17 protein-coding genes and 1 tRNA gene are annotated in these 18607 nt (G+C 53.3%); 11 read left to right on the top strand and 7 right to left on the bottom strand.

Annotated elements, in window-relative coordinates; all coding sequences use genetic code 11:
* Positions 1-5: 5 nt before the first annotated feature.
* The 4 genes from LX87_RS17690 to asnS all read right to left on the bottom strand — a co-directional run bounded on the left by LX87_RS17690 (position 6) and on the right by asnS (position 7073).
* The gene (locus LX87_RS17690; protein WP_211325324.1) at positions 6-3569 is read right to left on the bottom strand and encodes a SusC/RagA family TonB-linked outer membrane protein; all 3564 of its coding nucleotides are present in this window, start codon (positions 3567-3569) and stop codon (positions 6-8) included.
* Between the two features lie 31 nt (positions 3570-3600).
* Positions 3601-4602 (bottom strand): FecR family protein, encoded by a 1002-nt coding sequence (locus LX87_RS17685; protein ID WP_111629590.1) that lies wholly within the window; start codon positions 4600-4602, stop codon positions 3601-3603.
* 88 nt (positions 4603-4690) lie between these two features.
* Positions 4691-5374, bottom strand: coding sequence for an RNA polymerase sigma-70 factor (locus LX87_RS17680; RefSeq protein ID WP_111629589.1), 684 nt, complete (start codon positions 5372-5374; stop codon positions 4691-4693).
* Between the two features lie 244 nt (positions 5375-5618).
* Positions 5619-7073, bottom strand: coding sequence for an asparagine--tRNA ligase (gene asnS / locus LX87_RS17675; RefSeq protein ID WP_111629588.1), 1455 nt, complete (start codon positions 7071-7073; stop codon positions 5619-5621).
* A 254-nt stretch (positions 7074-7327) separates the two neighbouring features.
* Here asnS and rpoN point away from each other — a divergent pair, with 254 nt between their 5' ends.
* The 5 genes from rpoN to LX87_RS17650 all read left to right on the top strand — a co-directional run bounded on the left by rpoN (position 7328) and on the right by LX87_RS17650 (position 10942).
* Positions 7328-8785 carry an RNA polymerase factor sigma-54 gene (gene rpoN, locus LX87_RS17670; protein ID WP_111629587.1) on the top strand — a complete coding sequence of 486 codons (1458 nt, stop codon included), beginning with the start codon at positions 7328-7330 and terminating at the stop codon, positions 8783-8785.
* A 67-nt stretch (positions 8786-8852) separates the two neighbouring features.
* Positions 8853-9542: a phosphatase PAP2 family protein gene (locus tag LX87_RS17665; protein ID WP_229310708.1), complete on the top strand. Its 690-nt coding sequence runs from the start codon at positions 8853-8855 to the stop codon at positions 9540-9542.
* A 56-nt stretch (positions 9543-9598) separates the two neighbouring features.
* Positions 9599-10393, top strand: a complete 795-nt coding sequence (locus LX87_RS17660; RefSeq protein ID WP_111629586.1) for an enoyl-CoA hydratase/isomerase family protein — start codon at positions 9599-9601, stop codon at positions 10391-10393.
* A gap of 72 nt (positions 10394-10465) precedes the next feature.
* Positions 10466-10539, top strand: a tRNA-Arg gene (locus LX87_RS17655).
* A gap of 157 nt (positions 10540-10696) precedes the next feature.
* Entirely contained in the window at positions 10697-10942 is a 246-nt protein-coding gene (locus LX87_RS17650) for a hypothetical protein (protein ID WP_111629585.1), read from the top strand.
* Between the two features lie 19 nt (positions 10943-10961).
* Here LX87_RS17650 and LX87_RS17645 read toward each other — a convergent pair whose 3' ends face one another.
* Complete coding sequence (locus tag LX87_RS17645) at positions 10962-11342, bottom strand: DoxX family protein (RefSeq protein WP_229310707.1); 381 nt, start codon at positions 11340-11342, stop codon at positions 10962-10964.
* A gap of 160 nt (positions 11343-11502) precedes the next feature.
* On the opposite strand from LX87_RS17645, the gene LX87_RS17640 reads away from it, so the two are divergent.
* The 6 genes from LX87_RS17640 to LX87_RS17615 all read left to right on the top strand — a co-directional run bounded on the left by LX87_RS17640 (position 11503) and on the right by LX87_RS17615 (position 16515).
* Entirely contained in the window at positions 11503-11841 is a 339-nt protein-coding gene (locus tag LX87_RS17640) for a winged helix-turn-helix transcriptional regulator (protein WP_111629583.1), read from the top strand.
* Between the two features lie 298 nt (positions 11842-12139).
* Positions 12140-13003, top strand: coding sequence for an STAS domain-containing protein (locus LX87_RS17635; protein ID WP_111629582.1), 864 nt, complete (start codon positions 12140-12142; stop codon positions 13001-13003).
* A gap of 7 nt (positions 13004-13010) precedes the next feature.
* A complete protein-coding gene (locus tag LX87_RS17630; RefSeq protein ID WP_111629581.1) occupies positions 13011-13409 on the top strand; it encodes an STAS domain-containing protein in 399 nt (132 codons plus the stop codon).
* A gap of 7 nt (positions 13410-13416) precedes the next feature.
* Complete coding sequence (locus tag LX87_RS17625) at positions 13417-13803, top strand: anti-sigma regulatory factor (protein ID WP_374755135.1); 387 nt, start codon at positions 13417-13419, stop codon at positions 13801-13803.
* Complete coding sequence (locus LX87_RS17620; RefSeq protein WP_111629579.1) at positions 13796-14806, top strand: ATP-binding SpoIIE family protein phosphatase; 1011 nt, start codon at positions 13796-13798, stop codon at positions 14804-14806. Before LX87_RS17625 ends, LX87_RS17620 begins: the two co-directional genes overlap by 8 nt.
* Before the next feature lie 5 nt (positions 14807-14811).
* Entirely contained in the window at positions 14812-16515 is a 1704-nt protein-coding gene (locus LX87_RS17615) for an ATP-binding protein (protein ID WP_111629578.1), read from the top strand.
* A 172-nt stretch (positions 16516-16687) separates the two neighbouring features.
* On the opposite strand, the gene LX87_RS29280 is transcribed toward LX87_RS17615, so the two are convergent.
* Both LX87_RS29280 and LX87_RS17610 read right to left on the bottom strand, forming a co-directional pair.
* A complete protein-coding gene (locus LX87_RS29280; protein ID WP_262511086.1) occupies positions 16688-16816 on the bottom strand; it encodes a hypothetical protein in 129 nt (42 codons plus the stop codon).
* A gap of 108 nt (positions 16817-16924) precedes the next feature.
* Positions 16925-18583: a RagB/SusD family nutrient uptake outer membrane protein gene (locus LX87_RS17610; RefSeq protein WP_111629577.1), complete on the bottom strand. Its 1659-nt coding sequence runs from the start codon at positions 18581-18583 to the stop codon at positions 16925-16927.
* Positions 18584-18607: the final 24 nt, after the last annotated feature.

Here is an 18607-nt window from a genome sequence, read left to right as displayed (position 1 = left end):
AAAACTTAAAGACCAATCTGGATGCCCCCGGATAACGCCCGGTTCAGCGGATAAGCGCCCTGGCTGAAGGTTTCCGGGTCGAGTGCCTTGTAAAACTTCGTGACCTCAAACAAATTCTGCCCGGTTACGTACACCCGCACGGTTTGCAGTTTGATTTTGTTGGTCAAAGCCCGAGGCAGGGTATACCCCAGCGAGATGTTTTTCAGCCGCGCGTAGGCCCCGTTCTGTAGGTATTTGGTCTGCGGCTGGAAATTCCCCCCTCCGCCAAACCGCATCCGGGGGTAGTAGGCACCCGTATTTTCGGGCGTCCAGTAGTCCAGAATCGGTTGCAGCGGCACATCCCACTCACTGGTAAAACCCCAGAACTGGCGTCCCGAAAGCGCCAGATCCCGTTTGCCAATTCCCTGCACCAGCATCGTGAAGTCGAAGTTTCTGTACTGCGTTGACAGGTTCAGGCCAAACTGGTAGCGCGGGGTCGAGTTCCCGATAACTTTCTGGTCGCCGGGGTCCGACAGGGTGTTGACGCCCCGCGTAATCTTACCATCTCCGTTCTGGTCTTTGTACTGAATATCACCGGCCAGCCACGTACCGCCCCAGATCTGCTTTTGATCCACCTGAGCAGCCGCGTCGTCGGTTGCAAAGAAGCCCGCGGTTTCAAACCCCCAGATTTCGTTCAGCCGCTGGCCGTTGTAATAGTTGCCGTTCCCCAGATTGGTAATGGAATTGGTGGTGTTCAAATCGTATTTGGTAATTCTGGCGGTATAGTCCGACAACGCCAGCGTCACCTCATAGGTCCAGTCCTTGTTAATCCGGTCGCGCCAGGTAGTGCTCAGTTCCCAGCCTTTGGTGCGCAGGTTGGCCGCATTTTGCCGGGGGGCGCTGGTTCCCAGGACGGCGGGCAGCGGAGACGCCCCGACAATCATGTCTTTCGTATCCCGGATATACCAGTCGAAATTGGTGATCAGGCGGTTGTTAAACAAACTAAAATCCACCCCGAGGTCCATTGTGGTCACTTTCTCCCACGTAAAATTGGCACTAATCAGCCCCGGTGTGCCGACGCCGCCCCCCCGCTGGCCCCCGAAGATGTAATTGACTAACCCCGCCGACATGGTGGCCAGGTACGGATAATTGCCCAGCACGTCACCGGCCTGATTGCCCAGTGTTCCATACGACCCCCGGAATTTCAGGTCGTTGACCACATTTTGCAGCGGTTTAAAGAATGGTTCTTCCGAAATCCGCCAGCCCGCCGAAATAGACGGCAGGAACACGTAGCGATTGCCGCGCGGAAACCGGGAAGTTCCGTCATACCGTCCGTTTAGCTCCAGCAGGTATTTCCCGGCATAATCGTAATTCAGGCGAAAAAACGTGCCGCTCACGGCCCACTCGCCCCGGCTGGCACCAATGCCGGGCGCGGGGTCGTTGTTGAGGTTGGGCGCAGGGATGGTCTGATCAATCAGGTTTTTGATGGAGCTGGAATCGAATTTCATCTGCTTCAATTCCTGGTTGTAACCCACCAGCGCCTTGATGTTGTGTTTGGTGCCGAAGGTGCGCTGGTATTCCGCGTAGGCATTCAGCGCCGTGTAGGTGTCCGTGTTATACGCTTCCGTGACGCGGCTCGGGCGCGACCAGGGGAAGGTTCCGAGCAACACGCCGTTGGCTCCGTATTCGTTGTATTCTTTCCAGTGGCGCTCGATGTTCCGGTTGTAGCCATTCCAGGTGTAATTGGCCTCCACCCGCAAGCCTTCGATGGGCCGCAGCACGATAGCTCCGGTGAGCCACAGGTCATTCGCCTTATCAAGCGAGCGTCCGTTCAGCGTCGCCAGCGCAATGGGGTTGGTGAAGCTCCCCTGCCCGGAAAAATTTCCGTCGGGATGGTAGACCGGCATGATGGGGCGCAGGTCGTTACTGATCCAGCTTTCGGCGGTGCCGCCGGTGTTGGCGGGCGTCGGTCTGTTGCCCTCGGTCCGGTTCAGGTTAAACCGGAAATTCAGGTCCATCCATTTGGTTACCTCCGTCGATACTTTCAGGTTGGCGTTGTAGCGCCGGAAGGTTTCGTTGGCTACGTCCAGGATTCCTTTCTGCCCCAGATACCCCAGCGAAGCCACGAAAGACGTTCTTCCCTCCCCACCCGACAGCGACAGGTTGTGGTCGGTCATCGGTGCCCAGCCCGGATACTGTTCGGCAATCCAGTCGGTATTGCCGACGTAACGGTATTTCGACGGGTTGCCCGGATCGACATAAACCGGCAGGTTGTTCGCCGGATCGGCCAGGTATTTTTCGGCATTGGCCAGGTCGAGTTCCGTAAACTTTTCGGTGGCCTGCGAACCGCCACTGCTGGCCCCGGTGGCGTCGGCTTCGCGGTGCATCCGGATGTACTGGACGGAATTAACGTATTTGGGCAGGCGCGTCGGCCGGGTGGTGGTGATCGAACCCGAATAATTGACCCGCAACGGTGCGTTCTTTTTGGGCGTTTTGGTGGTAATCAAAATAACCCCGTAGGCCCCGCGAACCCCGTAGACAGCCGCCGAAGCCGCATCTTTCAGGACGGTCACGCTGGCGACATCCGCCGGATTGATCAGGTTTGGGTCCATCTGCACCCCATCGACCAGCACCAGCGGCCCGCCCCCGTTGATGGACGTAGTTCCCCGGACGTTGTAGGTAGCCCCCCGGCCCGGCGCCCCGCTGTTGATGTTGATGTTCAGGTTCGGCACCAACCCCTGCAAGCCCTGCGCCAGATTGACCAGCGGACGGCTTTCGAGCACCTCCCCGCCCACGGTGGAAACCGCTCCGGTCAGGTTTGCTTTTTTCTGCGTACCGTAGCCCACCACGACTACTTCGTTCAGGGATTTGGTATCCGCTTTCAGGCTGATGTTGATGGATGTACGGTTTCCGACGGTCACTTCCTGCGCTTCGTAACCAACAAAACTAAATACCAGGACAGCCTTGCCGTCGGGAACGACAATTGAAAAATTACCGTCGGGATCGGTGGTTGCCCCCCGCTGCGTACCTTTCAGCACCACACTCACCCCGGGCAGCCCGCTCCCTTTTTCGTCGTCCGTTACTTTACCCCGCACGGTCACATCCGCCACGGTTTCCGCCCCCCTGCCGGATGGCAGAGCGGAATCCTCAGCCGATTTTTCGCCAGGCAGCTGATTACCAAAACCTTCCGAATGGATATATGTTAATGGCTGATCGTCGGTAGACTTTGGCCCCTTCTTTTCGTCCAGAATCAGGTACGAACCTGCCTTAATTTTTTTGTAGTGTAATTGATTGGGCCGCAGAATCTTAGTCAGGTTCCGTTCGACACTCTGATTGAAATCGACGACCTCGGCGGCTACCCGTATGCCGTCAATCAAACCTCCTTCGAGCAAAATATCGACATTATAACGGCTTTTGATCTCCCTCAGGACGTCTTTCAACGGGCGCGTTTCGGGAGCAATTGCCGTTTTGGCCTTGCGGGCGACCTGCCGGGTCATGGCCAGCGTCTGCGACCAGCCGGGGGTCTCAGCAACACAGAACGCCATTACAAGAAGCCCTGCCTTAAAACGAGTTGGTAATAAATTTTTCATACGAGAAAACAGGTTATGCGCAGGTTAGAAATTACTCTTGAAACAAGACGGTATGCCCCTGACGGTGTACAGTAATCTGGAGCAACTCGGCAATCACACTCAGAAATTCGTCGGCGTTTTTAGCCTGAAACGAGCCATCCAGCGTCCGGTTAGCCAGTTTTTCGCTTTTGATTTCGACCTTCAGGCCGTAGATATCCGCCAGCATCTCAATCAGTTCGCTGATTTTCGTGTTTTCAAACAGAAAGCGGTGATCCTTCCAGGCGGCATACTTGCGGGCAATCACGGTTCGAACGTTGGGGCGCCGTTGGCCCTCAATCGTCAGCAAGTCACCGGGTTTAAGGAAAACCTGACCGGTTTTTTTTTCGACCTCATACCGCACCTGAACTTTGCCTTTGTTCAGCAGAACTTTTGCACCCCGCGAACGGGCATACACACTGAACTCCGTTCCGAGCACGACCACATCGACGCCTTTGTCGGTTTTTACAATAAACTTCTGGTCGTCAACGGTATGAACCACCGAGAAATACGCTTCACCCTGCAGCAGTACTTCCCGGCTGTAGTTGCCAAAACCGATCCGGGGCACCTGCAACAACGAATTGGCATTTAACGTCACCCGGCTGCCATCGGCCAGTTCAAACATCCGGGTTTCGCCAAAGTCTGTCCGGTACGATTCGTAGAGCAGCGTTTTGCGGTAAAGCCAGCCGGTCAGCCCCAGCAGAATCAGCGCTGAAGCCGCCACCAGCCAGCGGGTCCAGAACGGACGGTTTCGGGTGGTGTGTCCGCTTTGATCCGGCTGCTGAACCACCCCATCAACGACCGGCCTGTTTTCCATGTGCTGCCGGTAGCGGTGCAGGGCATGGTCGGTTTCGGGCAGGTACAGCGGAGCCTGCTGTTCCCACTCGGCCAGCCACTGGTAAAAGGTTTCCTGATTGGCCTCGTCACGCGACCATTCTTCAATCAATCGTTTTTGCAGGGGGGTCGTTCGGCCCGCGAAGTGATCGAATAGCAGGTTTTTAGTTACCGAAGGAATCATACTGGTATTGAAGCGACATCTATACGTGGGACAAAATCAGTGGAAAACCTACGCAGTTGAGTCTGAAAAATGTCGGACGGATGGGTTATCAAAAAGAAAAGCACACGAGCAGGACCAGTTCGACCCAGTGGTCTTTCAGACCGTTGCGCAACGTAGCCAGGGCTTTGGCAATGTGCCCTTCCACGGTGCGGACAGACAGGTGCAGTTCGTCGGCAATTACACGGCTTTTTTTCCCTTCAAAACGGTTCATTAGAAATACTTTCTGACACTGGGGCGGCAAGGTCGCAACCAGCTCATCGACCTTGTGATACAGTTCCTCAAAATGCATGATCGGTTCGGGCCGGTCGGACGGGGGCGTTTCGTGCTGCGTGGCCGACTCGAGGGAATCATTTTTTTTCAGTTCGTTCAGCAGGTAATTGTAGGCCCGGTTCCGCACCGAACGAAACAGGTACGAACGATAGGAAAGCCTGACGGAACGAAATGCCTGGGTATTCCAGAAGGTATAAAAAACGTCGGCCACCAGGTCTTCGGCCATATCACGGGAATAAACAAACCGGACGGCATGGGTACACAACACCCGGTAGTACAACCGGAAAAGTAGCTCGCAGCCTTTTTGCGGGTCTTCGTCAAATGCTTTCCGGATAAAAAGCTCCGCATCCACTTCCGAAGTTCCGGACGCTGCCGACAGCGATAAACCAGCGTCGAACCGTTCGCGGGACCAGCCTTGCGGAACGTTCTGTTCCGGATTTTCCGAGGTAGAGTTAACCTGCATACACTACGGTTTAAAAGCAATTAGGGGTCAGGAATAAGCACTTCTGTTTTAAAGACAAATTTGACCGAAAACCTACGTGGTCTTTTTATTTTTTTACTTTAAACCCTTCTGTTCCGCGACGCCCCGGAATCAGCCGAACCCAAGTGCCTGAAGCCCGCCAACCGGCGAACGAGGGAAACAAAAAAGGAGGACAGAGCAACCGAATTGCCCTATCCTCCCTGATTTATTTCTGACTACGTACGGCTTAAAACTCCGCGCTCTTCGGCGTTCTTGGGAACGGAATTACATCCCGAATGTTGCTCATGCCCGTCACGAACAGCACCAGCCGCTCGAAGCCCAGACCAAAACCGGCGTGCGGAGCCGAGCCAAACTGACGGGTTTCGAGGAACCACCAGATGTTGGCCGGATCAACGCCGACTTCCTGCACCCGCTCCATGAGTTTCTCGTAATCATCTTCCCGCTGCGAACCGCCAATGATCTCGCCAATACCGGGAAACAGCACGTCCATAGCCCGCACGGTCGGTCCGGGAGCCGCCGACGACGGCTCGTCCTGCTTCATATAGAACGACTTGATTTCTCGCGGGTAGTTGGTCAGGATAACGGGTTTTTTAAAGTGTTTTTCCACCAGAAACCGCTCGTGTTCCGATTGCAGGTCGACACCCCAGCCAACGGGATACTGGAATTTCTTTTCCTTATGCGGTTTCGATTGCAGCAGAATGTTGATGGCTTCGGTGTACGTCAGTCGCTGAAAATCGTTGTTGACAACAAACGACAGCTTTTCAAGCAGCGGCATCGGGCTGCGTTCGGCCTGCGGTTTATTTTTTTCCTCTTCCAGCAGCCGGGTTTCCAGAAATTTCAGGTCGTCGGCGCAGTGTTGCATGGCGTAGCCGATCACGGATTTCACAAAATCCTCGGCCAGATTCATGTTGTCTTCCAGTTCGTAGAAGGCCATTTCCGGCTCCACCATCCAGAATTCGGCCAGGTGGCGCGTGGTGTTGGAGTTTTCGGCCCGGAACGTCGGCCCGAAGGTATAGATTTTCGACAGCGCCAGCGCGCCCAGTTCGCCTTCCAGTTGCCCCGAAACCGTCAGGTTGGTTTCACGGCCAAAAAAGTCCTGCTTATAGTCGATAGCCCCTTCTTCCGTGCGCGGCAGCTTGTCCAGATCCAGCGTTGTGACGCGGAACATCTCGCCCGCCCCCTCCGCATCCGAAGCGGTAATGATGGGCGTATGCAGGTAGAAAAAACCGTTGTCGTTGAAGTATTGATGGATGGCAAAAGCCAGGGCGTGCCGAATCCGGAGCACGGCGCTGAACGTATTGGTACGCGGGCGCAGGTGGGCGATTTCCCGCAGAAACTCCATCGAATGTTTCTTGGGCTGCAACGGATATTTATCCGGATCGGCGGGCCCGTAGATATGAATGTCTGTTGCCTTTACCTCTACTTTCTGCCCCGACCCCTGCGACTCCACCAGGGTTCCGGTAATGGCCACGCAGGCACCGGTCGTTACCAGCCGGATGGTCTCTTCGTTGAATTGACCCGGTTCGGCAACGGCCTGTAGGTTATGGATCGTCGAGCCGTCGTTAATGGCGATGAAAATGGCGTTTTTGCTTTCCCGCTTGGTTCGAACCCAGCCTTTGACGGTAACGGTTTGGCCGGTTGTGTCAGACGCGAGCAATTGTTTAACAGGTAAAAGACTCATTCTGAAAAGTAAATAAGTGAAAGACAGCCGTAAAGTTACGTCATTCGGCGAAATATGAAGCGACTTCTTCTACGGGTTGCGAACCAATAATTGAAAAACATCCCAAACAATATCTTAATTATCAGACTTATATATTCTTCTTAGATAAAATTAAGTAGGACGGATAACATTATTTTTTTAAAATTGGTCTGGAATTTGATAGGAGCGCCCAAAATACCGTGCCAAGAGGTTGTGGACCAGAATATTGTTACCTTATGCAAAGACTTAGCCTTACCCAATCACTCCAGCAAAAGTTATCTCCGCAGCAGATTCAGTTTATTAAACTGTTGCAGATTCCGACGGCAGAGCTGGAAACCCGTATTGAAGAAGAACTGGAAATTAACCCGGCTCTGGAAGAGGGTCTTGATACTGATTTCGACGAACCCAACTCCGATGATCCGTTTGCGGATGACTATAACGATGATGATTATAAAGAGCGCAACGACGAAGTTGACCTGGGCAGTTATCTAAACGAAGACGACTACAACGGGTACAAAATGCAGGGCGACGGCAATTACGGCGAAGAAGAACGCGAGATGCCGGTGGCCAACCGTTCGACGCTCACCGATACGCTGATGCAGCAGTTTGGTTATCTGAACCTCGATGAGCGGCAGGAAGTCATTGGAATGCAACTCATTGGCAGCATCGAAAACGACGGTTACATCCGGCGGTCGATGCAGGCCATTGTCAACGACCTGGCCTTTTCGCATAATATTTTTACCGATATCGAGGAGCTTGATACCGTGTTGAAGCGGATTCAGACCTTCGACCCGCCGGGCATTGCCGCCCGTTCATTGCAGGAATGTCTGCTGCTGCAACTCCAGCGGAAAGATCTGTCGGACCCCGCCGTTCCGCTGGCAATCCGGATTATCGAGGACCTTTTTGAAGAATTCTCGAAAAAGCACTACGACAAAATCCAGAAACGACTGAATATCACGGAAGACCAGCTCAAGAAAGTGATTCAGATCATCACCAAGCTGAATCCGAAACCGGGTTCGGTCGAGGGTGAAGACAGTGCCGTTCAATACCTCATTCCGGATTTTATTCTGACCAACAACAACGGCAAGCTCGAACTGACGCTGAATTCCCGCAATGCGCCCGAACTTCGCATCAGCCGGTCGTTTGCCGAGATGCTCGACACCTACGAGAAGAGCGATAAAAACAACCGATCGCTGAAAGAAACCGTTTCGTTTGTCAAACAGAAACTCGACGCGGCCAAGTGGTTTATCGACGCCATCAAGCAACGCCAGGCCACGCTGCTTAAAACGATGAACGCCATCGTCAAATTCCAGTACGACTTTTTTCTGGAAGGTGACGAAACCAAGCTCCGGCCCATGATTCTGAAGGACATTGCCACCATGATTGACATGGACGTTTCGACGATTTCGCGCGTGGCCAACAGCAAATCCGTTCAGACCGAGTTTGGGATTTATCCCCTCAAATACTTTTTCTCCGAAGGGATTTCGACGGATTCGGGCGAGGATGTCAGCAGCCGGGAGGTCAAGAATATCCTGAAGGAGTTTATCGACCATGAACCCAAAGGCAATCCGCTTTCGGACGACAAACTCGAAAAAATGCTCAACGAGCGCGGATACAATATTGCCCGCCGGACGGTGGCTAAATACCGTGAACAGTTAAACATTCCGGTGGCCCGGTTGCGGAAGCAATTGTAATTGTTTTGGTTTTCGGTTGACGGTTTAAACGCTACTATTAATCGTTACGCTTTGTTAATTTTGCTAAATGATTGAAGAGCAACGGTTGACCGAAGACCGAAATTTGAAACCCGAGAAGGTAAGCATCATACTGGCCCGCGCGCTGTCGGCGATTTTTCACCCGCTGTTGATGCCCACCATTCTGTTCAGCATTCTGTTGTTCAGGGCACCGGCGGTGCTGGGGGTCGACACGTTTACGGCAACTTTTAGACTAAGTCTGCTGATGCTGATTGGCATCAGTACGTTTCTGGTTCCGGCCTTTCTCATTTATTTCATGCACCGCATGGGGCACGTCCGCAGCCTGCACATGGACGAGTTGCGCGACCGGCGGTTGCCGTATTTCCTGACGGCCCTGCTTTACACCACCACTACCCTGCTGTTTACGTTCCGTCTTTCTCCGCTTTCGGATATTGCACCGGAAATCGGGATTGTACTGGGCAGCGTAACGGTATCGGTTACGTTAGTTGGCCTGATTAGTCTGTTCTGGAAAATCAGTGCCCATAGCGTCGGCATTAGTGGAATGGTGGGCGTCCTGTTCGGCATTGCCGTCAAATACAGCGAACTCACGCTGCTGTATCCGCTCCTGTTGCTGATCATTCTGGCGGGTTTGCTGGCCAGTGCCCGGTTACACCTGAACGCCCACACACCCACCCAGGTCGCGGCTGGTATGGCACTGGGATTAGTTGTGAGCCTGCTAACGGTTGTGCTAATGATTTGACGGGGCAAACCGGCACCGGTCGCCCAAACCGCCTTTACCCTTAAACCACTCCACCCATGTTTGAACACCTGCTGTTTTCTGTTTCGGACGGTATTTGCCAGATCACCCTTAACCGCCCGCAGGTACACAACGCGCTGAGTCCGGCGTTGATCCGGGAGATTACGAGCGCCATCCAGACCGCCGGAGCCGACGATACCGTGCGCGTGGTGATTCTGACGGGTGCGGGCGACAAGGCATTTTGTTCGGGCGCTGATCTGAAGGAAGCCGCCGGACAGCTCCAGGGCACGGACGGCTTTTCGATGGGCGATCTGCTGCGCTCGACGTATCACCCCATGATTCGGGCGATCCGGAATCTGCCAAAACCGGTGGTTTGCCGGCTAAACGGGGTAGCCGCCGGGGCAGGTTGTTCGCTGGCGCTGGCCTGCGACGTGGTGATTGCCACCGATGAAGGGTATTTATCACTGCTCTTTGTCGGGATTGGCCTAATGCCCGACGCGGGCTCTACGTTTTTCCTACCGCGCCTGCTGGGTGCCCAGCGCGCATTTGAGCTATGCAGCACCGGTCGGCGGGTATACGGTCCGGAGGCCGCGCAACTGGGTCTGGTCACCCGCTCGGTTCCAGCCGCCGAACTGGACAATGCCGTGGCCGAAATCGTTACGAATTACGCCAGCGCTCCTACCCAGGCCATCGGATTGATGAAATTAGCGTTGAATCAATCGCTCCATAACGATCTGGAAGCGCAGTTGGAGCAAGAAGCTCAGTATCAGAATCAACTGGGGCAGTCGCGGGATGCCGCCGAGGGGATCATGGCTTTTTTGCAGAAGCGAAAACCCATTTTTATGGGGAAATAGCCGAAAAATTTCTGGCCAGCCATTTGAATCGTATCTTTTTTATTTTACTTTTGCAGTCCCAAGACGGGAAATGCATTCGTAGCTCAATTGGATAGAGCACCTGACTACGGATCAGGAGGTTTGGGGTTCGAATCCCTACGAGTGCACGAAAATTATCAGAAACGCCCAATACATCACGTATTGGGCGTTTTTCGTTTCCTAACCCGGTTCCGAATTGTTTTTTCAGCCCGGCAATAGAACAGCGGAGGGTGCTTAGGTAGCCTAACTGAATTTGTTTACCTTGGTAGAAAAACTCGCCTACTCATGGACAACTCGGAAGAACAGGACCACCGTATAGACCTACCCCATAAGCCGAATTTTGAAAAGCTAAGAGAAGCTTTTATCAACTTGCTGAGCAGTGTTGATCCAACGATTGACTGGTCGAAGGTGCACTGGGACCACCAGACCGGCGAAGGCTTCGGCTCCTGCACCTCCGACGATTCGGAAACGAAACAAAAATTAAAAGCCGCCTACGTTACCCTGAACACTGGTCAATCAGACGAGCGTTAAGCAGGCGGCACAGCTACGATCATCGGGAGGATATGGGCGCTTTCCGTACTCTTCCCCAGGCCACAAAAGCGGCCATGACGGCAAAAAATACATTCGTCCCGATTTGCGATGCTTCTCCCCGGACAAGATGAAAAATACCGGCGCAGACCATCAGGACCACTAGGCAACTAGCCGCAAGGGGCGTTACTAGCGGTTTTAGGCGAAACAGGGCGGGCAGGATCAAGCCGACAGCCCCCAATAAATCTACGATGCCGGTACCTTTTACCAGGCTAACCGGAACCTGACCGGCCCAGGGCCACATGACGGCTAACGTTTCAATCGGTTGAAACAATTTCATTCCGGCGGCCCAGCTAAAACTGGCTGCCAGTATAACCTGTGCGGCCCAGAGAAGCAGGTGCATGGTTTTTAAAGACTTTGGCGGATTGGTCATTTGATGATCTTTTTTATGAATGACACAAAAGTCTTTACATTCGCTTTCCAATCGAAAGCACTTCCACGTTGGATAGCGCTATCCTCCGAGATAGTATCGCAAAAACATACACTAGCTAAACAGTCAAGAAATGCTGAAAGGAGAAGGATGCCCCAAAAATATGCTTTCCATCAGGGACGCCCTGGAAGCACTGGAAGGCCGGTGGAAATTACTGATTTTATTTGCGTTAGCCTCAGGTCCGAAACGGTTCAAGCAACTGTCAAAAGAAGTGCTGGGCATTACCGATAAAACGCTGTCGAAGGAGTTGAAAAGTCTGGAGGGAAATAAACTGGTACAAAGAGCCGTCTATGATACCTTTCCGCCGACGGTCGAATATTCCATTACAGCCCACGGAAAGTCGTTGGAGAAGGTACTAGAAGAACTCCATTACTGGGGCCTGACCCATCGCAAAGAGATCATCGGGAAATGAGGACAGCAACTTCTTACCTGTTCAGGAAGGGTTTCAAGAAGCCGTAGAGCGATGGCGGGTTAGAGATGCCGGGCGGGGCCAGAACCTCATTTAGCTGCTGCCCGGATTTGCTTCTTTGTATCTTAGCCCGTGAAAGTATGTTAATGAATGCCTTAAACTGGATTAGTACACTCTTGATCAACTTCCTGCGATACCCGAACGGCCTTCAGCCGGCGTTCCATTCGGTAGTCCCCTACGGAAGAATAGGCTTCAATCTAAAATATTCTGTTAATATTGTAGTTTGTCAATCACCTTCCTTATGGCTAATAGCTTAACCCAACTCATCCAATCAAACAAAGCACGGCTGCTTGATCTGTGGATCCAGAAACAATTAACCAGTGACAGCCTTCGGGACGACTTAATGAGCAACGACGAACTGCGTGCTCAGTCCGAAGAATTAGTAAATGCATTAGCCAGAAGTCTGACGGAGGAAAATATCGATCAGGTCGATTCTATCCAGTTCGACGAAGTATTCGAAATCCTTTCCGGCATTTCGGTTTACCGCGCCCAGCAGGGTTTTTCACCCCGCGAAACCGGTTTATACATCTTCAGTCTGAAAGATGCCATCCTGGACCTGATCCGGCAGGAGATAACCGACCCCGCCCGGCTCTTTGAGGAAAGCGTAAGAATCAACCGCCTGCTGGACTCGCTGGGGGTGGTTACGTTTGAAACGTTTATTAAAGGCCGTGAAGAGGTCATTCTGCGGCAAACCGAGGAAATCAGCGATATTTCAACCCCGGTTATTCAGATCTGGGAAGGAATTCTGGCGCTGCCCATCATTGGAACGCTGGATAGTTCACGCACCCAGGTTGTGATGGAAAACCTGCTTCAACGCATTGTGGACACGGGCAGCAACATCGCTATTCTGGACATCTCCGGCGTACCCGCCGTGGACTCGCTGGTGGCCCAGCACCTGATCAAAACCGTCAGTGCTACACGTTTGATGGGAGCCGAGTGCATCATTAGCGGTATCCGGCCCGAAATTGCGCAAACCGTTGTTCACCTGGGTATCGATTTATCGAATATTATTACCAAAGCATCTTTAGCCAGCGCCCTCAAACATGCTTTCGCTATGAGCAGAATGGCCGTCAAGCGAATCGATGTAGATAAAAAGGCTCTCTAAACCGTATATGGATAAAATACCCATCCTGCGAATGGGGCCTTTTCTTTTGGTCACCATTCAAGTTGATTTGTACGACCGACTGGCCTTAAATCTGGAAAGCGATCTGGTTCAGAAGGTTCACCAAACCGGGGCTCGGGGTGTGCTCATCGACATTTCGGCGGTATCCATCGTCGATTCGTTTATGGGCCGGATTCTGGGCAACATTGCCAGTATGACCCGCGTACTGGATGCCGAAACCGTTGTCGTGGGCATGCAGCCCGCGGTTGCCATTACCTTGATCGAGCTCGGTTTATCGTTAAAAGGCGTGCATACGGCCCTCGACGTCGAACGAGGTATGGCCCTTTTGCAAGAAAAGCTTGACTGGGATACTGACGTGGCAGACGACGATGGTGATAACATTGAGTAAAGACCGTATGTCCATCTCGCGTGAACAGGACCTGGTCCCTTTCCGAAATCGCGTCAAGGAAGCGGCTGTTAAAATCGGCATGGGCATTGTCAACCAGACCAAACTCATCACGGCAGCCAGCGAACTGGTCCGGAATATGTTTCGTTACGCGGGCGGGGGTGAAGTCCTGATCGAAGTGGTGAGCAAAGGACGCGAATCGGGCGTCCGACTTACATTCACGGATAAAGGCCCCGGAATTGCAGACCTGAGCCTAGCCATGCAGGACGGCTACTCGACCGGGAAAAGCCTGGGACTGGGCCTTCCCGGCGCCAAACGGCTGGTTAACGAATTTGATCTTAAAAGTACCGTAGGGCAGGGAACGACTGTGACAATTTTAAAGTGGAAGAATGGATAACTCCCCGCACGTACGATTTCAGGCCACGGATCGGAGTTATCTGGCGCTCGCCAAAAAAGGAATTACCCAGATTGCCACCCAGGTGGGATTCCGCCCCCAGCGATTAAGCGAGATTGACCTGATTACCGCCGAACTAACCTCAAATCTGGTCAAACACGGCGGTGGGGGCGAAATTCTGGTCCGGCATTTTCAAACCACCAGCAGGACGGGTCTCGAACTCATCAGCATCGACAACGGCCCCGGCATGGCCGACCCCGCGCGAATGATGCAGGACGGCATCTCTACGACGGGTACACTCGGAAACGGATTGGGAGCCATCAATCGGCTGGCCGACCAGTTCCAGCTTTATTCCCTGAAGGGTTGGGGAACCGTCCAGCTGGTCCGGCTTTTTAAAGACCCGATGCCAGCCCCACCACCGACGGGCGGGTTTGAGTTTCGGTCCCTGCTGGTGCCCAAACCCGGTGAGATCGTCTGTGGCGACGGCTGTTACGTAAAACGAACATCCGAATACATCAAAATCTTTCTGGGCGATGGCCTGGGGCACGGTCCGGAGGCAAACCGGGCCGTACAGGAGGCTATCAAGGCCCTGCGTATTTGCCCGCATCACCAACCGGTAGATATCATTCGGTACATTCACCAGTCGGTGAATAAAACCCGGGGGCTGGTGGGTTCGGTGATTGTCTTTGATGCAAAAAGCCAGCAGTGGAGCTGGTGTGGCGTAGGCAACATTTCAACCCGGCTCAGCGGCCCTACACTGACCAAAAACGTTCTGTCCTACAACGGCATTATTGGCATGAACCTGCCCAATACCATGAATAATCATGTCATACCGTTTTCGCGCGGGCAGCTCGTGGTAATGTGTTCGGACGGGCTGCAATCCCGGTGGGATGTTTCAAAATATCCGCAGATTCACCGGTATGATTTAACAATTCTGGCCGCGGCCTTGTATAAAGATTATGCCCGACGAACGGATGACACCTCTGTATTGATCGGACGTTTATAAAAAGGATGGAGGAACTAGTTAAGGTATCGCTCGATAACGAGATGGATTTGATTTTGGCCCACAAACGGACCATGAAACTGGCCGAACTGGCAAGTCTGTCCCTGGCTTCCCAGACCACGTTTGCCACGGCGGTCTCGGAGGTGGCCCGATACGCCATGGAGCAGGGAACCCGGCCCCAGCTTACCCTGGGGGCTATTACCTCCCCCAAAAAACACTATTTAGCAGCCTGCATTGAAGACCCGAATCTGCCGGTGGCCAACCCGCTTCATCAGGGCCTGTTGTATGCCCAGCGGCTGGTGGAGAAACTTGAAATTGCCAGTAGTGAAAAAGGAAACCGGATCACGTTATATTACAACCTGCCCCCAACCCGTAAAATTAATGCCACGCACCTGACCAACTGGCGGTCGCAATTCAGTACGGACCTGCCCCTGTCGGCTTACGATGAAATCAAAAACAAAAACGAGCAGTTACAGGAACTGGCCGGACGGCTTCAGGACAGTGAGCAGCATTACAAACGGGTAACCGATGCCCTGCCGCTCATGATTTTTACCGCCAACCAGGCCGGGCAACTTCTGTATGCCAACGCCTGGGTGGGCGAATTTACCGGCCATTCCATTCAAAACCTGAACCAGACCCGATGGGCGAAGGTGATGCACCCGGACGATTTTTCGGCCTACTGGAAAGAATGGACCCGACAGGCGGCTAAAGGACTCCCGTTCCAGTACCAGTGTCGGCTCAGAGAGCAGGCCAGTCAAGCTTACCAGTGGCACCTCTTCTCGGCCCTGCCCGTAACCAACGAGCCGGCCCCGGTTGCCGCCTGGACGGGTTTTGCGGTGAATATTCACGCCCAGAAGATTGTGGGCCAAACGTTGCAGGAAAAAGAAGAACTGGCGCTGGCAAAATCTAAACTCGAACAATCGCAGCGCGAACTCCAGGCAACCGTCAGCGAACTGAACCGGAGCAATGCCGAGTTAAGTCAGTTTGCCTACGTCGCTTCGCACGACTTGCAGGAGCCCCTGCGCAAAATCCAGGCGTTTGGCGACCTGCTCATTACGCAGTATGCACCGAAGCTCGACGAGTCCGGCACCGATCTGATTACCCGGATGCAGAGTGCCGCCGTTCGCATGAAGGTATTGGTAAAAGACCTGCTCGCCTATTCCCGACTGACCACCCAGCAACAACCTTTCGAAGCGCTGAATCTTAATCAGATTCTTTCCGAAGTACTTGTCGATCTCGAAACCAGCATTCTTCAGAAACAGGCTACGATCGAAACCCAAGACCTTCCCGTTATTCAGGGTGACGCCTTGCAGTTACGGCAGCTTTTTCAGAATCTGCTGTCGAATGCGCTGAAATTTTCCAAACCCGGCCAACACCCGGTTATTCAGATCAGCACGTCCATCCTGCCAGCCAGCGAGCTTCCCGCGGTGATCGTACCAAACGGTTCGCCCACGTATGCGTTTATTTCGATTACAGACAACGGTATCGGATTTGAGCAGAAATATGAAGACCGCATCTTCCGGTTGTTCCAGCGGCTGCATGGTCTCAACCAATACCAGGGTACGGGCATAGGGCTGGCCATCTGCAAGAAAGTCATTGACAATCATCAGGGTTATATTACCGTACGCAGCCAACCGCATCGCGGCAGTACGTTCGTGATCTATCTTCCTACGGAAAGTCATTTAAACAGCGCACAGGGAAGCGGTAAATAACATATATACGGCCCCACGGTTTCGGACAGGCGGCCCGTGTCGCGGGAATCCTGATTCCCGCGCCTGGTTAATCCCGAATAAATAAATAAATAAATAAACAATCATCACCGGTTGTAAACCCAAGGAGCGTACTGACTGGTACGCCCCTTGAGAGCTTTCAGATCAGGACCAACTACCGCAAGGCCCGCTGTACATACGGTTTCTTGTAATCGTGGCCGTACAGCAGGCTGTAGTAATAATCAGAACCTGCCCGTTTGGCAGTTCCCAGGTAGTCGCTTCGCAATGTGCGTTTTTCTTTCACAAACCAAAAAGGGAGCAGCGATCTGGCCTAAGCCACAAAGCTGCTCCCTTCCGGTCCCATAGGTGTTTGTCAAAACCAGTCGCAAAAGTCGGACCGGCCCTCGTATACCTAGTTCTGTTTCAACACGTTAGCGCCCATAATATCGATTTGTGCCTGCGGAATGGGGAAGTATTCGTTTTTCCCTTTTACAAACGTAGCTCCCCCCAGGTACGTCCGCTTCTGGCTTTCTTTGGCGACATAGGCGTTCAGCACCTGATCGGCCACACCCCAGCGGACGAGATCAAAGAAGCGGTGACCTTCCATCGCCAGTTCAACCCGACGCTCAAACCGAACGGCTTTGCGGGCATACTCCTGATTGGCAAAAGCCGGATACGATTTTACCAGGTAGTTAGCCGCTGGTTTGCCGGATGCGTCCATCACAACCACATTCCCGGCGCGGGTCCGGATCTCGTTCACAATTTTCAACGCCGTTGGCAGGTCGTTTTCTTCCACGGCTACTTCGGCCCGCATCAGCAACAGGTCGGAATAGCGGAAGGCCCGGTAATTGTTAGCGTTGGCCCGGGGCGATTCGGCACCCGCATTCTCTCCACTGTAGGCAAAGAATTTCTTGAAGGTATACGGCCCGCCGAAACTCTGGTCACGGATCCAGTTACGACCCGGATGCACACCCCAGTTCAGGAACGGAATGCCCCGGCGGCCCACCGTCCAGTCCAGCCGGGGGTCCAGCGTGCCTTCGTACGGCGTAAACGGATCGGTAGACGCCAATCCTTCGTCATTCTTCACGTCCGTGTTGTTGAACGTATCGAGCAGCGGCAAGCCGTTGGCATCGGTTTTGAAGGCATTCACCAGGTTTTGTGACGGTTGGTAAAAACCGCAGCAACCGCCCGGTGCCGACCCGTACGGGAAGTTCCAGTTATCACCCCAGCTTCCGTTTTCTCCATTTCCGCCGTCACCGACCGACATCTGAACCTCAAAAATCGACTCGCTGTTGTTTTCCGTCGGGATGCGGAAGTTGTCGTGATAGCTCGTCACCAGCTTGAAAGGACCGTTGTTGATGACATCATCGAGCAGCGGTTTAGCAGCCGCGTAATCCTGCTGGTACATGTGGACTTTGGCCAGGTACGATTTGGCGGTCCATTTGCTAACGCGGCCCACCTGCGCTTTGGTAGCCGAAACGTTGTCAATCGCAAACTGGAAATCCGCTTCGATCATCGGCCAGATGTCCTTGTCGTTCGGCAGGTTGATATAATCGGTTACCGTTTCGTCGACGTAAGGAACCTTGTTCCAGATTTTCTTGGCTTCAAAATGGTACCACGCCCGCAGAAAACGTGCTTCACCGGCAGCCTGCGCTTTTTCGGCCTCGTTCATGTCGGTGACTTTCGGAAGCAGTTTCAGCACGTCGTTGGCCCGGGAAACGCCGTCGTACAACGTCACCCATTTGTCGTTGTAAAGCCCCAGATCGGCTTGAAACGAATACCGTTCGAGGGTCGTAATCTGGGCCTGATCGCCAACGTCGCTGCCCTTATAGGCATCATCCGACGCGACGGAGCCAAAAATCCAGTTGCTGACCGAGGAGGTTGTGCTAAAGCCGGAGCCTACGCCGTCGAGCAAACTGTAAGCGGCAATCAGGACGGCATTGACGCCGTTTTTATTCGCCAGCAATTGCTGGTTGGCCACGCCCAGGGGCGTTTTTTCCAGAAAGCTTTCGCTGCATGAGCTCATGAGTCCCATGCAAACCGCGGTGATGAGTAAGAACTTCTTTTTCATTATCGTATGAACCGGTTGTTCCGG

The sequence above is a fragment of the Larkinella arboricola genome (genome assembly GCF_003259745.1).
Taxonomy (GTDB): domain Bacteria; phylum Bacteroidota; class Bacteroidia; order Cytophagales; family Spirosomataceae; genus Larkinella; species Larkinella arboricola.
The sequence above is the reverse complement of the archived record's forward strand: the minus strand, read 5'-3'. Positions and strand labels throughout refer to the sequence as shown.

Coding starts and splice junctions, on each gene's coding strand:
- LX87_RS17630 (WP_111629581.1), top strand. CDS start 13,011: ATGGATAAAATACCCATCCTGCGAATGGGGCCTTTTCTTTTGGTCACC.
- LX87_RS17665 (WP_229310708.1), top strand. CDS start 8,853: ATGATTGAAGAGCAACGGTTGACCGAAGACCGAAATTTGAAACCCGAG.
- LX87_RS17610 (WP_111629577.1), bottom strand. CDS start 18,583: ATGAAAAAGAAGTTCTTACTCATCACCGCGGTTTGCATGGGACTCATG.
- asnS (WP_111629588.1), bottom strand. CDS start 7,073: ATGAGTCTTTTACCTGTTAAACAATTGCTCGCGTCTGACACAACCGGC.
- LX87_RS17660 (WP_111629586.1), top strand. CDS start 9,599: ATGTTTGAACACCTGCTGTTTTCTGTTTCGGACGGTATTTGCCAGATC.
- LX87_RS17685 (WP_111629590.1), bottom strand. CDS start 4,602: ATGATTCCTTCGGTAACTAAAAACCTGCTATTCGATCACTTCGCGGGC.
- rpoN (WP_111629587.1), top strand. CDS start 7,328: ATGCAAAGACTTAGCCTTACCCAATCACTCCAGCAAAAGTTATCTCCG.
- LX87_RS17690 (WP_211325324.1), bottom strand. CDS start 3,569: ATGAAAAATTTATTACCAACTCGTTTTAAGGCAGGGCTTCTTGTAATG.
- LX87_RS17620 (WP_111629579.1), top strand. CDS start 13,796: ATGGATAACTCCCCGCACGTACGATTTCAGGCCACGGATCGGAGTTAT.
- LX87_RS17645 (WP_229310707.1), bottom strand. CDS start 11,342: ATGCACCTGCTTCTCTGGGCCGCACAGGTTATACTGGCAGCCAGTTTT.
- LX87_RS17680 (WP_111629589.1), bottom strand. CDS start 5,374: ATGCAGGTTAACTCTACCTCGGAAAATCCGGAACAGAACGTTCCGCAA.
- LX87_RS17625 (WP_374755135.1), top strand. CDS start 13,417: ATGTCCATCTCGCGTGAACAGGACCTGGTCCCTTTCCGAAATCGCGTC.
- LX87_RS17650 (WP_111629585.1), top strand. CDS start 10,697: ATGGACAACTCGGAAGAACAGGACCACCGTATAGACCTACCCCATAAG.
- LX87_RS17640 (WP_111629583.1), top strand. CDS start 11,503: ATGCTGAAAGGAGAAGGATGCCCCAAAAATATGCTTTCCATCAGGGAC.
- LX87_RS17615 (WP_111629578.1), top strand. CDS start 14,812: ATGGAGGAACTAGTTAAGGTATCGCTCGATAACGAGATGGATTTGATT.
- LX87_RS17635 (WP_111629582.1), top strand. CDS start 12,140: ATGGCTAATAGCTTAACCCAACTCATCCAATCAAACAAAGCACGGCTG.